This is a genomic window from Xanthocytophaga agilis, assembly GCF_030068605.1.
In the GTDB taxonomy this organism is placed as follows: domain Bacteria; phylum Bacteroidota; class Bacteroidia; order Cytophagales; family 172606-1; genus Xanthocytophaga; species Xanthocytophaga agilis.
In genome coordinates this window covers 91,339-107,655 of sequence record NZ_JASJOU010000005.1, presented here as the reverse complement: position 1 = coordinate 107,655, position 16,317 = coordinate 91,339, and the positions used below count along the sequence as shown (strand labels likewise).

Sequence of the window (16,317 nt, the reverse complement as noted above, 5' to 3'; positions counted from 1 at the left end):
AAAAAATGCATGTGTTTTTGAGTTTCAGTAAATAAAAAATATTTAATTAATATGTTGATATACAATGGATTTAGTATTTTGTTTTATATGTTTGTAGTCTGGGAGTAGATATTGGTTTTATACTAAAAATATTTGTATAGATAGAAGCCTGTTTTGTATAGTGATCGGCTACAGAACTATTTTCAGACTTCTATATTATCTATGAATCACCATCTGAGCTACGATGGGAAGTAGAGTAATGGGTAAAGTACGTTTGAAGAAGTTTTTGGGCACCCGATAGTGCTGTAATCTCTCCGGAAGATATGCTTTGCTCAATGTGGGGTATTTGTTGTTTAGTGGAAGGATTTTGATAAAAGGCTGTTTCCAGTTCTTGCCGTATAGTTTCGTGCAACCAGTTTAAGTTCTGATCCTGTCGTTTCTTATGTAAAAATCTATTTTGGTTACTAAGGTTTACATATTCCTCCAGCATTTGCCATAATTCTTTGATTCCGTCTCCTGTAAGGGCTGAACATGTATGCACAGGCGGAATCCAGCCTGACTCTGTCGGAGGCATCAGGTGTAGTGCATTCTGGTAGCTGGCACGAGCCTGACGGGCAGCCATGATATTTGATCCATCTGCTTTAGTAATCGCAATGGCATCAGCCATCTCCATGATGCCTCTTTTGATACCCTGAAGTTCATCACCCGCACCGGCCAGCATAAGCAGCAGAAAGAAGTCAACCATTCCATGAACAGTTGTTTCAGATTGCCCCACTCCAACGGTTTCAATAAAGATGACTTCATAGCCTGCGGCTTCACAAAGAAGTATCGATTGACGTGTGCTACGGGCTACACCTCCCAGTGACGAGCCGGATGGCGAAGGCCGAACATAGGCTAGGGGCTGGTTTACCAGTGTTTCCATACGGGTTTTGTCTCCCAGAATACTGCCGTATGATCGCTGACTGCTGGGGTCAATTGTCAGCACTGCCAGTTTTTTTCCTAGTGAAGTGATATGATTACCAAAGGCTTCAATAAAGGTGCTTTTGCCTACTCCTGGTACGCCTGTAATTCCTATCCGCAATGAGTTGCCTATATAGGGCAATATCCCCTGTATGACTTCTGATGCAAGAGCCTGGTCTTTTGGTAAACTGCTTTCAATCAGCGTAATGGCACGGCTCAGAATGATTCGATCTCCCTGGCGGATGCCTTGGATATATATGTCAGGAGAAAGGCGAGGAGGCATGATAAGTATAACACATGAGTTAAAAATGATGTGCCACAGGCAAAAATAGTATCTTTTTAGAATGGTGATGAATATTGTTTCAGAGAATAGCCTAACAGTTTTTAGATTTAGATCATTCTAGCAATGCTTATTGTATAGGACATTTTTGCTTACTATTCCTATCTCACTCTGCTTCCCCTGTTTGCAATGTTATCTCAGATTCCTGAATTTTGCTCTTCCACAGGTTTCTTCATTTTTTGCTTGCCCAAAAAACGAAGCAAAAAAGGGCACTTTCTGCCGAACCTCCCCCCCGCAAAGCCATGGGCTTTCCTCGCGGCAGAAAGATTGCCAACGCACAGATACGACCGTTCGCGTTTAAAGGGAACAAAACTCTCTTTGTACCAAAAAGATGATCTTGACTATTGTGCCGACTTCTATACTCAAACAGTACATGCCACAAAGAAAACAATGATCACTTCAATCGTGAGTGGTAGTGCAGGTGCGTGAGGATAAAAATTCCGCGGGCCTAGCGTTGGTCTTGCGGGGCGAAGCTTTGGAATTTTTTGCCCTTTTTTGGTTACTTTTTTGGGCAAGCAAAAAAGTGACAGGGTGATAAGAAGAAATATGTTCTGGACTACAGACCAACTTTGGATACAAGAAAGCAAAAAATGAAGAAGCCTGTAGAAGAATCGAGAACGGGACACTAAACCAAGCTAGGGAAAGACATGCAAAATGAAGAAACTGGTGAAATCGCAATCTTTAAATGGTGAACGGAAAACAATTCTATTGATAAAATAACAGTATACCCTGTTTTTCTTCATAAAAAAATGCATTTTTGAACCAACCAAACTTTGAATTTATTATTTTTTGAGATGGGCATTCGGCACGAAAAACTCTGGCAACCTTTAGAAGAATATCTGAATACATACCCACAGGCAAAGATTCTGTTGTATTTTAAGACCTCTGAAGGGGACTATAAAGGGCTGCCACTAGTATTTCGTGATGGAGAACCTCGTTTGCAGACTGAAGCAGGTGTTACTTCCGCAATGGCTTTGTCTGAACCTGCCAAAACAGAGTTTATGAAACGCTACCGCCAGGATAAACTCTTCTCTCTGGCATCTGTGTGTAAATATTATTTTGGTCCTTTGTATCGGGTAAACAGAGGAACACATATATATGATCCAATGCATGAATTGCAGGTAAGCAAGGATGAAGTACTGGATGTATTTCCCGATCTGTCTGAAAGAGCTTCCTATGGAAATTATATTCGGCTGGAGAAGTTATCTTCACTGGTAACCAGTGTTGAATTACAACGACAAACAGATAGTGTAGAAGAGAAAGAAGCTATCTATACAAAACCTGTTCAGCTATTTCCTTTAAATCAGATATTATACGGCCCTCCAGGTACTGGAAAAACTTACCAAACAATAAACTATGCTGTAGCTATTATTGAAAGCAAACCGATAGAAGTTATACAGGCAGAAGATCGTGCGGAAGTTCAGAAACGATATGAATATTATCAGGAGCAGGAACAGATTGAGTTTATCACCTTTCACCAAAGTTATTCTTATGAAGAGTTTGTGCAGGGATTACGGCCTGACACCCATCGTCATACAGATAACCTGCACTTTCGACTGACAGATGGGATATTTAAACGGATTGCTGACCGTTCAAAGGCAAACTATGAAGCTTACCGACGCACCATTAACAAGCCCAAGCTGCCTTTTGAATCTCTGCTGGATCAGATGTTGATGGAAAGTATGAACCGTGAGACCGAAGAAGTAGAGATTCCATTGCAGAATCCGGGAGGGCAGTTTCGGAGTATGATTATCTATGAGGTAGGAGATACCTATCTTTTGTATAAGCGTCGTACCACACGTAGTGACAGCGCCAAGGATGAAGTGAGGCAGTTGTATTTACACAAGTTGCGGGAGAGTTTTTATGGAAAGGAAATTCGGGAAGCCATTAACCGGCCATATTATGAAGCAGTGGTATATGCACTCCGAAAGTTTGAGAAAAGTCTCAAACATGCGAAGTCCGAAGATCGGTTAAAAAACTATGTGTTAATTATTGATGAGATAAACCGGGCAAATATTTCACGGGTATTCGGAGAGTTGATCACATTACTGGAAGAAGACAAACGTTTAGGTAAAGAACATCCCCTTATTGTAACTTTACCATCTGGTGAAAGCTTTGCTGTTTCTCCCAATTTGTATATTGTGGGTACAATGAATACAGCTGATAAGTCCATTGCCTTGCTGGATGCTGCCTTACGCCGCCGCTTCGTGTTTGTTCCTATGTACCCTCAGTATGATTTGATACCTGAGGCCGCCTCTGTATTACAATCATTGAATGAACAGATACGGGAACGTAAAGGCGTAGATTTTATGATTGGACACTCTTTCTTTATCAATAAGTCGGTAAGTGAATTTCCTGAAATCTTTAACCAGAAGATTATTCCGTTATTGTATGAGTATTTCAACACACGTCTTGAGCCTATACGGGATATACTTCAGAGAAGTGGATTGGTATTGATAGAAGAAAATTATCAGCTGAAGATAACTGGGATAGTAGGATAAAAGTCTCGTACCCATTTATATAGAAGTGCCAGGTCTCTACTGATGGATTTGGATTTTTTTAGTAGGGTATTGTTCCTGAACTGTATGTGTTTTTACTCAAAAACCTACCTGTGATATACAAATGAAATTTGGGACTTGTATCATAGAGAGAATACAGAGTAATTTTGTTAGGATGGGGTTATAGTACATTCTATACTAAGGACATGGAGTTCTTTTTGGAAGGACAATACAAGACGACACGGAAGGAGAGACGAAGACAGTTTATTAACACTGTTTCATGGGTGTGTTTTAGCATACTTCTATTTTCTGTTATTCCAGCGGTTTATGTTGGAATATGGAAAGTAGCGGTGTTGATGGCAGCCATGACTATTTGTTTTGGGGTAGGTATCTATATAAATCTGCGTGGGTATGTTACCACAGCAGGTAACTTTATTCTTTTTTCAATCAGCGTTCTGTTATTTTTATATTCACTATTACTGGGTTCACCTGCTTTTTCTTTTCTGTATTTTTTTCCGCTCATATTTGCAGTTCCCTTCTTTATTAATTACCGAAATACTTTACAGCTTGTTATCCATATTATACATCCAACAGTTTTTGTATTGATTCTTACATTCGTAGATACAGATCTTGTTACACCTATTATTCTTCCTGGAGATCAGATGGTTTTTCGGGCTATCAGTTTGGTGTTGGTTATTACTTTGTGTCAATTCTTTGTTTACGAGATAGTTGTATCAAATCTTAACAGTGAAAGGCAATTGCAAAAGTCAGAGGCACAACAACGTGTTATCAATGGCGATCTGTTACGAATCAATCAAGAGCTGGATCGGTTTGTCTATAGCATCAGCCATGATTTGAAAGCTCCGGTTGCTTCTGCGTTGGGTTTGGTTGAACTGATGAAGGATGAAGAGGATATGAATGAGATGAGAGACTACAACCAGATCATGGAGCGGAATCTGTTGCGTCTGGATGCTTTTATCGGAGATATCCTGGATTACTCGCGAAATGCTCAGTTTGAGATAAAGCAGGATATTATCATTCTGGAAGAAGAGATTAATGATGCGATTCAGCAATATCAGTTTATGGATGGTGCTACCCGGATTGATGTTTCCAATGCAATCGTTCAGCATTCAGATTTTGTAACAGACCGTTACCGATTGCGGGTTATTCTTAATAATATCATTTCCAATGCATTTCGCTACAGAAATCCACAGGAGTCTTCTCCCTGGATCAATATAACATGCAATGTCTCTTCTGATCAGGCTGTTATTAAGGTCAAGGACAATGGGATAGGTATTGCGAAAGAACATCTTCAACACATTTTTGATATGTTTTATAGGGCTAGTCATACACTACCCGGATCAGGGTTAGGTTTATATATTGCCAGAGAGTCTGCCATACGGATGGGTGGGGATATTCGTGTATCGTCTGTACCCGGACATTTTACAGAGTTTACTGTAGAGATTCCCAATGGGAAACGTGCGTAAACACAAACACCCTTGTTACTGTAGCTTTTGCTATCATACAGAAACAAGGGTGCAGGATTAGTAAGAGTAAGATAACAAACTATCTATCAGTTCAGAACATCTGCCTCAATAGAACTGGCATTGCCTTTCTGATGATATACCCGTTGAGTAGTTTTTATAAAATCTTCCTCATTGGCTTTATAGATATTTTCCACGTACTTCTGCGGGTTTCGGTCAAATACAGGGAAGCATGAACTCTGTACCTGAATCATAATACGATGTCCCTTTTTGAAGGTGTGCAATACATCCTGTAATCGGAAGTTGACTTCCGTAACCTGACCTGGAGCCAAAGGCTCTGGTTTGGAAAAGCTATTTCGGAAACGTGCCCGCATAATTTCGCTGCGTACCATTTGCTGGTAGCTGGCAAGCATTACATTTTTGTTGGGCATGTACTTATGATTGGGTTCATTGTCTGGATATACGTCAACCAGCTTTACAAAGAAGTCCGCATCTGAACCTGTTGTGCTAATCTTAAGCTTCGCCATAATTTCTCCTCCCAATGTGATATCCTGATCCAGTACATCCGTCTGGAAGACAAGCACGTCTGGACGGGAAGCTGCAAAACGCTGATCTCCGGACATGTATTTGAATGGAGTAAACCCAAACATTTCAGCCTCTTCTTCACTGGATGGAACGGGTTTCATTGGATCTGAAATATATTCTGAAAAGGATTGGCTTTCACCAGGTTCAGATGTAGCAAGTTTGCCATTGGCATGGAAATAAAAGGTTGTTTTCTTTGCCGCAGGTGAAGGATATTTATCAAACTTCTTATATTCTTTAGTACCTGTGTCAAAAAGCCATGCTTCAGGCAAATCAACCTTTCCATCTCCTTTGTCTTTCAGAAAGTGATGGAAGAACTTACCTTCGATTTCACGTTGATAAAAGGTAGCCACACTATCTCCAAAATAGATATCACCATGCAGGGTATGTCCAGTATCGCGTGACCAGCGTCCGTGACCAAATGGCCCCATTGTAATCACATTGAAGATTCCCGGATTGTTTTTTTCCAGTGTTTTATAGATAGTCAGAGGACCATACAGATCTTCTGCATCAAACCAGCCACCTACCGTTAATACAGCATGTTTTACGTTCTTGAGATGAGGTACAATACTCCGTTTTTACCAGAACTCATCATAGTTGGGATGCTCTACTGTTTCCTGCCAGAAGAAGTTGTCTGCATAATATTTGTTTCCGTTTTTCAGTGGGCCCAATTTCATATAGTAATCATATCCATCACGGGCACCAATAGGGGCAATCATTTTATCCGTAAACCAGTCTTTAGAAGTAGGAGCAGGATGCTGAATGCCAAACAGCGGGTATGTCAGAAAATATTCTTCAGTAAAGGCACCATTGTGATGAAAGTCATCAAAATAAAAGTCCGATACCGGAGCTTGTGGAGAGGATGCCTTCAGCGCCGGATGTTGAGCCAATGCCCCTGCGATGGTATAAAATCCCGGATAGGAAATCCCCCACTGACCGACGCGACCATTGTTGTATTTGACATTTTTTAATAGCCAGTCGATGGTGTCATAGGTATCCGATGCTTCATCAATGGATTTATCCTTCTTAGGATCTTTCTTTTCATGATGAGGTGTCATATTGGTCCAGGTGCCTTCACTCATATAACGTCCGCGTACATCCTGATATACAACAATGTATTTCTCGCGCATCATGACGTCAGATGGGCTGATATGACGTGAATAGGCATTAGGGCCATAAGGTGCTACTGAATAGCAGGTCCGCTGCATAATCATCGGATACTTGTTTTTATCAGATGCATCTTTGGGTACATATACAATGGTAAATAATTTGATACCATCCCGCATGGGTATCTGATATTCATACTTCTGGTAATTGTTGCGGACAAAGGCCGTATCGGCAGTCTGAGCAAAAGTGTCTGTGAAAAACAGACCTAAAAAAGCGAAAAAGAGAAATGCATACAGCTTTTTCTTCATGGATTGCAAGGTTTAGTTTGTTTGGATGTTTTAAAACAGGTTATTGATTTTACTGTAAAGTGTATAGAGGCCTTAAACTATAAGCTGGATATGGTAAATATCAGGAAAACAAAAATAGTATCTTTTTCCAACCAAAGACTTTTCAGTTGGATAAGATTTGGGAAAAGCATTTATATTTGTCCAACTTAATTTTATCGTTCACTCATTCAGAATTAAAAATATGCGACAAAAGATTGTAGCTGGAAACTGGAAAATGAATAAAACCCGTGATGAGGCGCTTGCTCTTACATCAGAAATAGTAAACATGGTTCGTGATGAAGTAAGAGGTGATGTACAGGTGGTAGTATGTGTGCCATTTGTATACCTGACATCTGTAGGGAAGCTTCTGGAAACTCAGTCTAATATCTCTCTAGGCGCTCAAAATTGCCATCAGAAAGCTTCTGGTGCATTTACAGGAGAAATTTCAGCTGCTATGTTGCAATCTGTGGGGACAAAATATGTTATTTTGGGACATAGCGAGAGAAGACAATATTTTGGAGAATCAAATGAATTGCTTAAGGATAAAGTAAATAGTGTGTTGGAAAACGGAATGAAGCCAATCTTCTGTTGTGGGGAAACGCTGGAGCAACGTGAGCAGGGAATTCATTTTGATTTAGTGTGCAGTCAATTGACAGAAAGTCTGTTTCATCTGACATCTGAGCAGTTTGCTAATGTAGTAATTGCATATGAACCTATCTGGGCAATTGGAACAGGTAAGACTGCTACTTCTGATCAGGCTCAGGAAATGCATGCCAAACTCCGTGCACATATTGCCTCAAAATATGGTGCAGCTGCAGCAGATGCTACTACTATACTATATGGTGGTAGTGCGAATCCTGGTAACGCACGCGAATTATTTGGACAGCCTGATGTAGATGGAGGCCTCATTGGAGGTGCTTCTTTAAAATCACGTGACTTCTTGGATATCATCAAGTCATTTTAATAGATCTGGTATCTGATATGGAAAATAAAAAAGGTGCTCTTTGCAAAGAGCACCTTTTTTATAGGGTGAATATCACCTGAAAAGGTTGTAACAAAATTAGTTACTGGATACCTTCTCACTTTTAGCATTTTTAAGGTTAGACAAGGTTGTTTCGGTAAAGCTGGATAGTTTGCTCATCGCATCGTCAAACTCGTTACCAAATTTATCAGAAAGGTCTTTTGCTGAATCTGCAATTTTCTTGCGGGTTTCTTTACCACTAGAAGGGGCCAGTAAAAGACCTGCAACAACTCCGGCTGCTGCCCCAATCAGGAATCCCTGAAGTACTTTTTTTGTGTTATCTTTCATAGCTTAAAAAAAATAGTAAGTTTAAACAGAGGTTAAATTAACAAAAAATGAAAACCTGATACCTAATCAGGACCATTGACTAGCTTCTACGGATTTTATTGGTAAAAGTATAAGATTTATGATAAAAAAATATTTTTTTGTCTAAAAATACATCCTTATTGCTTTCTATCATTGTTTCTGTTAATCAGCAACCGTTTATGTAATTATACTGCATAACGGCAGATGACACCAGAAGATTGCAAGCAGTGTAAAAATGTTCATTCATACATTAACTTATCCTATACGTTGTTAACTCCATCACAAATTACAGATATTGCTGCACAGTTTCAGTTTGCTACAGATGGCATTTCCTTTCGTACTCTCCATTCCGGACATATTCATGATACCTACCTGCTTGAATGTGGTTCTTCGCGGTATGTATTACAACGGGTAAATCATCTGGTTTTTAAAAGTCCGGAAACTGTGATGGAAAATATCCGGAAGGCAACTGCTTTTCAGCTAGAGTATTTCCGCTCTCAACAGATTAACGCAGTTATTCCTGAGTTGGTTATGACTCGTTCCGGAAGTTCGTTCCTAAAAGATGATTCGGGTAATTACTGGCGGGCTTTTACCTATATTCCAGACACAGTTTCTTTTGAAGAAGTACAAACACCTGAACAGGCCTATGAAGCAGCCCGTATGTTTGGCTTTTTTGTGCGGTCTTTACAAGACCTATCTGCAGAGGAATTACAGGAGACAATTCCTGCTTTTCATAACGCCTTTTCACGACGGAAGGCTTTTTTACAGGCTATTTTAACAGGTTTGCCTGATAGAATTAAAACAGCTGCTACGGAAATTACTTTCTTTGAGGCTAGAGGGCATATTGCTGATAAAATAGCATCTCTATTACATCAGAAAGATGTTCCATTACGCATTGTTCATAATGATACCAAGATCAGTAATGTGCTTATGGCTGCATCAACAGGAAAGGGAGTATGTGCCATTGACCTGGATACAGTGATGCCAGGAACCTTGTTGTACGATTTTGGTGATATGATGCGTACATTCTTAAGTCCTGCTGCTGAAGACGAAACAGATTTGGATAAGGTGCAGATACGGATGGATGTATTTGAATCTCTTGCTAAAGGGTATTGGTCTGAGGTAGGAGAGTGGATAACAAAGGCAGAAAGGGATAATCTGGTATTTGGAGGAATGCTTATGACCTATATCATGGGTATCCGTTTTCTGACAGACTTTCTGCAAGGAGATGTGTATTATAAAATCTATCGTCCTACACACAATCTGGACCGAAGTCGTACACAAATGCGTTTGTTGTCCTTAATGGAAATCCATAGAGGAGAGATGGAGGCCATTATTTCTGGGCTTTAACACGAGTTATCCTGAATTTTGGATGTGAATAAAACTCAGGCCTATGTTTTTGAAAGTGTAGGCTTGGGTTAATTTTTGAGAATCACTCTCTCTTCCTTTTCTCTTGCTTGTATCCAAGCTTGTTTATAGTCCAGGACATATCTCTTCCTACCACATGCTACTTTCTTTGTCACGCCACAGCGTGATAACCAAAGAAAAGGCACTTTTTCCCGATCCTTCAGCCCGCAGGCCAAAGGCCAACCTCGCGGTAAAAAGAATGCCAACACACCTACACGACCACACACGATTGGAGTTATCTTTACTCTCTTGCTAATGTTTGTTATTACTTTCTCAACAACATTCTTCTTCAAAATTTGGGATAATTCATATTGCAGAGCTTTAAAAACAAAAGGTGCAGTTATCAAACTGCACCTTTTGTTTTTAGTATCAGAACTCTGTATTTGTTGTGTTTGTAGTCGGATTAGGTGTTGGTAACTTACCTTCACTGATAATCTTGAATTCTGTTCGCCGGTTAAATTCTCTTCCTTCTTTCTCATCGTCGTTAGAGGCCATTGGTTGGGTTTCTCCATATCCTTGTGCAGTTAAACGACTTGCATCCACACGACGGCTAATCAGGTAATTCACTACAGCAACAGCTCTTCTATGAGACAACTGCTGATTATAATCATTTGAGCCTACATTGTCTGTATGCCCTGCAATTTCTACCCGATACGATGGATTTTCCTTCAATAACCGGGCAAGTTTGTTTAACTCTTTATAAGAATCTATTTTGAAAGATGTTTTGTTAAAGTCAAAATAGATATTGTGAAGAACCGTTACAAATCCCACTTTCAGCTTCTGTAGTTTTACATCCCGTCTGATTAACTGTTCCATCTCTGACATGCCCGGAACAGTTACCTCGAGGTTTTCAAACATGTATCCATTTTGTTCAACAGATACTATATAATCCTGAGGAGAGCTGTTTTGGAATGTACACTGGTAGATACCGTTTGCTACTTTTTTGATTCCGACAACTACACCATCTTCTTTGCCTTTTACAATAATACTTCCTACATCAAGTGATTTCTTTCCGTCTGCCAGAACCCGGATCTGAAGTTTAACCACCTGCATTTCTTTGGCTTCAATAGGCACATCTTTTGAGATATCCTTGACAACCTGATTCGTATCTTTCTTAATCGGTTTATTTTTCAGTTGTTCATAGGTACGACGATCTTCAGGAAGGAGCACCTTATAGATATCTTTTTCTCCCATACCATCATCTTTTACAGATGCATAGTACCCATATTTGCTGTCCCCTGATTTTACGAAATAGATGTCATTATCTGGCGTACTGATAGGGTAGCCTATGTTAACAGGTTCTTTCCATTTTTTTGATACACTATCAAATTCTGAAACAAACACATCATATCCTCCCATACCTTCATGGGCATTCGAACTGAAATACAATGTTTTGCCATCATAATCGATAAACGGACCGTCTTCATTATTGGGAGTATTGACCGGTGCTCCCATGTTTTCAGGTTTACCCCAGCGTCCTTTTTTATCTTTTTTACACATCCAGATATCAATACCTCCTAATCCCCCGGGTCTGTCACTTGTAAAAAACATAGTAGATCCGTCGGCAGAGATAGAGATAGAGTTTTCGTTATATTTTGAATTAACCTGCTGGTCAATCGGATGAGGGTCTGTCCATGTGCTATCTTCATTCATTTCAGATACATAGATATCTCCACCGTTTTCATCTTTGTATAGATACAGGGTTTTACCATCCGGAGACAAACCAATACTTGCATCGTGGTATTCGGTATTGATAGGGGAGCCAATATTTTTAGCAGGTTGCCATTTTCCATCTTTGAAATAGGAAATATAGATATCTTCATAAAACTGAAGATCTGTATCCACGTTTCCAATACCTGTTGACCCATCCCGACGGGATGTGAACACCATCATCGTTTCATCTTTATTTACAGCAACGCCATATTCAGGATGGATAGAGTTTACTCCATCACCTGCATTGGTACTTTGATATGCATTAGGCTCTGCGGTAAACTTACGGGCGTTTTCGCATTCTTTGATCCGCTTTTCGGTTTTAGCCAGTGAGTTTTTCGCTTCTGTTGTCTTTAACCCTCCCGCTTTCAAGTCAGTAGTATATTTCTGATAATAGTCGATCGCCTCATCAAATTTGAAACCCAGGTGATACGATTCTGCAATCAGGAAAAGTATGTCTTTACTAACTTTAGGGTCAAGTTCATACGCCTTCTGAAGATATTTGCTGGCACGACCCTTGTCAATTGTTTCCAGAATACATTTCCCTGCCATAAAGTTGGCGCGAACATTGTTTGGATTTGCTTTCAACGCTAGTTCATAGGTTTCCAATGCCAGCATCTTACCACCAATGTTGTAGGCCGCGTCACCTTCTGCTACCAGATCTGCATCGGTCGTTTGAGCAATCAAGTGCCCGCTTGCCAGATACAATCCAATCCATAAAAGGTATGTATAAAGCTTTTTCATAAACTTAACTTGTGTTTCATTTCCTAGCTGGAAGTCTTACTATCTGAATTATATCAAGAGATATAGTGAAATAAAGCATAAATGATTATCACCGGGTTTTGCTTACTTACCAATGATTTCAAATTCTGTTCTACGATTTAGCTGACGTCCTTCGTCTGTGTCATTGGCAGCTATAGGACGTTCTTTTCCATAACCTGCAGAACGCATCCGCTCTGCTGGAATACCTTTACTAATCAGATAGTCAACAACGGCCTTTGCACGCTTTCCAGAAAGTGTTTTATTGTATTCAGCACTTCCTTTGTTGTCTGTATGTCCGGAAATCTCGATTTTCAGTTTGGGCATCTCCTGCATAATTTCCAGCAGATTTTCCAACTCGGCAGTAGATTCTTTGCGTAATGTTGCCTTGTCAAAGTCAAAGAAGATGTTACGTAATACAATTTTAGACCCCACATTTATTTTCTTCAGCTCCACAACCAGGTCAAATTGCTGGAAACCTTTCGCTTCCGGAATGTCAAAGTTTTCAGAGTGAAACAGATATCCTTCTTTTTGAACGGAGAAATTATAGTTTTTTCCAGATGGCATAAATGTGCTGAATGCACCTTCGGTATCTGTCTTATGTTCTTCCAGTTGCGTTGCTGTTATATTGTCTACCAGAACTACATCTGCTATTAAAGGTTCTTTGGTTTCTGCATCAATTACTTTTCCTTTCACAATAGTTGCATTGGAATTGATCTCGATAGGCTCCTGCATTTTCATTTCTACCGTTTTCACAGTAGGTGCAGCTGCTTTAACCTGTATGGTTTTTATCTGGGATGCAACTTCTACTGTTTTACGAGGAGGCATTGAGATGATATAGATATCTTTTTCTCCAACACCTCCCTCTTTTGCAGAGGCATAGTATCCATGTTTATTATCTGCCGAGAGTACAAAGTAGATGTCTTCATTAGCTGTATTGATTGGATAACCCAGGTTTTCAGGTGCAGTCCAGGTGCCATCTTCATTGTGCTCGCTTCTATAAATATCATAGCCTCCCATACCTGCCAATCCGCGTGAGCTGAAATATAATGTAGTTCCATCTGCATGGATAAAGGGTGCGTCTTCATCATAGGGTGTATTGATAGAAGGCCCCAGGTTCACAGCTTCTCCCCATTTTCCTTCAGGTGTTTTGTGGCTCATATAAATATCAAGTCCGCCTGACCCACCAGGACGATTACTGGAGAAATAAATGGTTTGACCATCAGATGTCATGGAGATAGATGTCTCATAGTATTTTGTATTGACATTATCTCCTAAGCTTTGTGGTTTAGACCAAATATTGTTGATGGCATCAAAGTCTGAATAATACAAATCTCCACCTTGCTTATCTTTGTATATGAATAATTGCTTTCCATCTGACGACAAGGCTACACAGGCATCGTGCTGGTCTGTGTTAATTTCTTTTAGGTTACGTGGTGTTGACCATTTTCCATTTGCTTTATAGGAAATATACATGTCTTCATAAAACTGGTTATCTTCCGGAGATAGTTCTTCACCTGTAGATCCTTCTCTCCGTGATGTAAATACCAGTACTGTTTCGTCTGCCGAGATTACAGGAGCAAAATCTGCGTATTTTGAGTTAATGACAGAACCAATATTATTAATTGTCGCTTTTGCAGGGTCTTTCATATAACGGATACCGTTATTACACTCAAACATCTTTCTATTGATATAAGAGGCCACTGGATCATCCTTTTCCATTGTATTCAGAAATGCCTGGTACTGTTTGAGTGCTTCTGAAAACTGGTGATTATATTGATAGGCTTCACCCAGAAAAACCAATAGTTGCTTATGTATATCTGGTTTTATCTGCTGCGTTTTTTTCAGATAAGGCAAAGATTTCTCTTTGTATGCTGTTTCCAGGTAACAAAGGCCTGTATTAAAGTTTGCCTTCGGATTTTCCGGATCAAGCTTTAAACCTGCCAGGTATAGTTCCAGTGCCTGGCTATACATTTTCTCCTCAAAGTATCCTTCTGCCTCCTTAAAAAGTTTTTTTGCTGACTGGGCCTGTGCAGTCAGAGCTATGAGTAAAACCCAACAAAAAAATGCTATCTTTTTCATAAACAAACAGATGCTATATGTGACGGTTACCTGATGAAATACATTCAGCACCAAACAAATGTATAGAATTACCAGACAAGAGCATTCTGTAATAAGTCTCTACTCAGAAGAGAGAATGTAAGTTTGCCGAAATAACTAACGCAAAAGGGAAGGGATTTTTCTAATTTTACAGAAAATTACCAGTTGAATGGTTTACTGGTGAAAAAGACACATTTACATTCACAACTGGCGGTAAATAAAGGGTACAAGTAATCTCTTTGTAGTTTGTGAAAGCCGATACTGTGAATGTATACAAAACAGCAATCAGATTCAGATATGAAAATTCAGACAGCAGTTTTTAAACAGAGTAATACCGATTATAAAAAGTGTCCGGCTCCAACTATGCCGGAGTATGCTTTTATTGGAAGATCTAATGTAGGTAAATCCTCTTTGATCAATATGATTACAGGTAAACCTACATTGGCCAAAACATCTCAAACACCCGGAAAAACACAGTTGATTAACCATTTTTCTATCAATGATCAATGGTATCTTGTGGATTTGCCAGGGTATGGATATGCCAAAGCAAGCCAAAAAGAGCGGGAGAAGTGGGATAAAATGATAAAGGAATATTTAAAGAACCGAACAAACCTCCATTGTATATTTGTATTAATAGATTCCCGCCATTCTGCCCAGAAGATAGATATGGAGTTCATGCAATGGTTAGGAGAAAATGAATTGCCATTTGCCATTATTTTCACAAAGACAGACAAACAATCCAAAACCAGGACACAGGCACTACTAAATGAATATGCCACCAAAATGCTTGATTACTGGGAAGAAATGCCAGTTTCTTTCTCTACTTCTTCCTTAACAAAAACAGGGAAAGATGAGATCTTAAAATTTATTGATGAATTGAATCAGGATTGGCAACCTGTACCTCAAGACTAACGTATAGCACAAGTGTTTTATGAGTAGGTAGGTTTACTAAATACAAATTGCTGTGAATGTGTGTACTAACAACGAGACTTTTGTAGGATTTCGGGTATTCACAATGCAAAAATCAGTGGAATGGGCTTACTTCTAAGGCTTGTAATAATTTGAGGCATTTTTGCTACCAGAATACAATCACAAAAATCATAGAAAGTGTATTTACGTATGTCAAAGAAGATACTTATGGTAATTTCTTTGTTTTAACTTCTCTTAAAGTTTTACCTGTTTTTTGAATTATTTTTTATGAAAATGAAAATCAAGGTTTTAGCATTATTTCTAATTGTATTTGGAGTAATGAGTCTGACTGTTCAGGCTCAAAGCAAACGTCTTATTCCTGTTGCTGAATATTATGAAGGAGGTCAGGAAAAACTTCTTGCTGATATACAGCAAATGATTCAGTATCCGCCAACTGCAAAGCGGAATCGTATTCAGGGCGAATGCCAAGTAAATTTTGTATTGGAAGCAGATGGTAAAACCTCTTCATTTAAACTAGTAAAAGAGATTGGTGGAGGATGTGGTGCAGAAGCTATGCGTATTGCCGGATTGCTTAAATTTAAAGCTCCCGGATATCGTATGGATGTAGGTGTACCTATAAAGTTTGTATTGCCTAAGCCAGGAAATTAACATCACTTGTAAATAAACTCTGCAGCAAATTAATCTTTGAAGCAAAATGACAAAAAGGCAAGCTATTGAAGCTTGCTTTTCGTTTAGTGGGTATTGTTGAGAGTAATTAAGGCACAAGAGGAAAACCCTACAAGTAAAATCCAGAGAATACATAACAGAT

General features: G+C 39.4%; 11 protein-coding genes and 1 pseudogene. 6 read left to right on the top strand and 6 right to left on the bottom strand.

All coding sequences use genetic code 11. The features are described from left to right. Positions 1 to 199: 199 nt before the first annotated feature. Positions 200 to 1,222 carry a methylmalonyl Co-A mutase-associated GTPase MeaB gene (gene meaB / locus QNI22_RS16125; protein ID WP_314512131.1) on the bottom strand — a complete coding sequence of 341 codons (1,023 nt, stop codon included), beginning with the start codon at positions 1,220 to 1,222 and terminating at the stop codon, positions 200 to 202. Positions 1,223 to 2,052: 830 nt separating this feature from the next. Here meaB and QNI22_RS16120 point away from each other — a divergent pair. Together QNI22_RS16120 and QNI22_RS16115 are read left to right on the top strand one after the other, a co-directional pair. Continuing rightward, positions 2,053 to 3,780, top strand: coding sequence for an McrB family protein (locus tag QNI22_RS16120; protein ID WP_314512130.1), 1,728 nt, complete (start codon positions 2,053 to 2,055; stop codon positions 3,778 to 3,780). A 203-nt stretch (positions 3,781 to 3,983) separates the two neighbouring features. Then, on the top strand, positions 3,984 to 5,264 hold the full coding sequence (locus QNI22_RS16115; RefSeq protein ID WP_314512129.1) for a sensor histidine kinase: 1,281 nt from the start codon (positions 3,984 to 3,986) through the stop codon (positions 5,262 to 5,264). An 86-nt stretch (positions 5,265 to 5,350) separates the two neighbouring features. On the opposite strand, the pseudogene QNI22_RS40300 reads toward QNI22_RS16115, so the two are convergent. Beyond that, positions 5,351 to 7,258: pseudogene (locus QNI22_RS40300) on the bottom strand (CocE/NonD family hydrolase). A 220-nt stretch (positions 7,259 to 7,478) separates the two neighbouring features. On the opposite strand from QNI22_RS40300, the gene tpiA reads away from it, so the two are divergent. Beyond that, on the top strand, positions 7,479 to 8,240 hold the full coding sequence (gene tpiA / locus QNI22_RS16100; protein WP_314512125.1) for a triose-phosphate isomerase: 762 nt from the start codon (positions 7,479 to 7,481) through the stop codon (positions 8,238 to 8,240). 96 nt (positions 8,241 to 8,336) lie between these two features. Here tpiA and QNI22_RS16095 read toward each other — a convergent pair whose 3' ends face one another. After that, positions 8,337 to 8,585 carry a YtxH domain-containing protein gene (locus QNI22_RS16095; protein ID WP_314512123.1) on the bottom strand — a complete coding sequence of 83 codons (249 nt, stop codon included), beginning with the start codon at positions 8,583 to 8,585 and terminating at the stop codon, positions 8,337 to 8,339. A 222-nt stretch (positions 8,586 to 8,807) separates the two neighbouring features. On the opposite strand from QNI22_RS16095, the gene QNI22_RS16090 reads away from it, so the two are divergent. Continuing rightward, a complete protein-coding gene (locus QNI22_RS16090; RefSeq protein ID WP_314512121.1) occupies positions 8,808 to 9,953 on the top strand; it encodes a phosphotransferase enzyme family protein in 1,146 nt (381 codons plus the stop codon). Between the two features lie 68 nt (positions 9,954 to 10,021). Here QNI22_RS16090 and QNI22_RS16085 read toward each other — a convergent pair whose 3' ends face one another. The 3 genes from QNI22_RS16085 to QNI22_RS16075 form a co-directional block, all read right to left on the bottom strand. Beyond that, on the bottom strand, positions 10,022 to 10,357 hold the full coding sequence (locus QNI22_RS16085; protein ID WP_314512120.1) for a hypothetical protein: 336 nt from the start codon (positions 10,355 to 10,357) through the stop codon (positions 10,022 to 10,024). 22 nt (positions 10,358 to 10,379) lie between these two features. Beyond that, positions 10,380 to 12,464 (bottom strand): OmpA family protein, encoded by a 2,085-nt coding sequence (locus QNI22_RS16080; protein ID WP_314512119.1) that lies wholly within the window; start codon positions 12,462 to 12,464, stop codon positions 10,380 to 10,382. 102 nt (positions 12,465 to 12,566) lie between these two features. After that, positions 12,567 to 14,561, bottom strand: a complete 1,995-nt coding sequence (locus QNI22_RS16075) for an OmpA family protein (protein ID WP_314512118.1) — start codon at positions 14,559 to 14,561, stop codon at positions 12,567 to 12,569. A gap of 315 nt (positions 14,562 to 14,876) precedes the next feature. Here QNI22_RS16075 and yihA point away from each other — a divergent pair, with 315 nt between their 5' ends. Together yihA and QNI22_RS16065 are read left to right on the top strand one after the other, a co-directional pair. After that, on the top strand, positions 14,877 to 15,491 hold the full coding sequence (gene yihA / locus QNI22_RS16070; RefSeq protein WP_314512116.1) for a ribosome biogenesis GTP-binding protein YihA/YsxC: 615 nt from the start codon (positions 14,877 to 14,879) through the stop codon (positions 15,489 to 15,491). 291 nt (positions 15,492 to 15,782) lie between these two features. Beyond that, positions 15,783 to 16,157 carry a TonB family protein gene (locus QNI22_RS16065; protein ID WP_314512115.1) on the top strand — a complete coding sequence of 125 codons (375 nt, stop codon included), beginning with the start codon at positions 15,783 to 15,785 and terminating at the stop codon, positions 16,155 to 16,157. Positions 16,158 to 16,317: the final 160 nt, after the last annotated feature.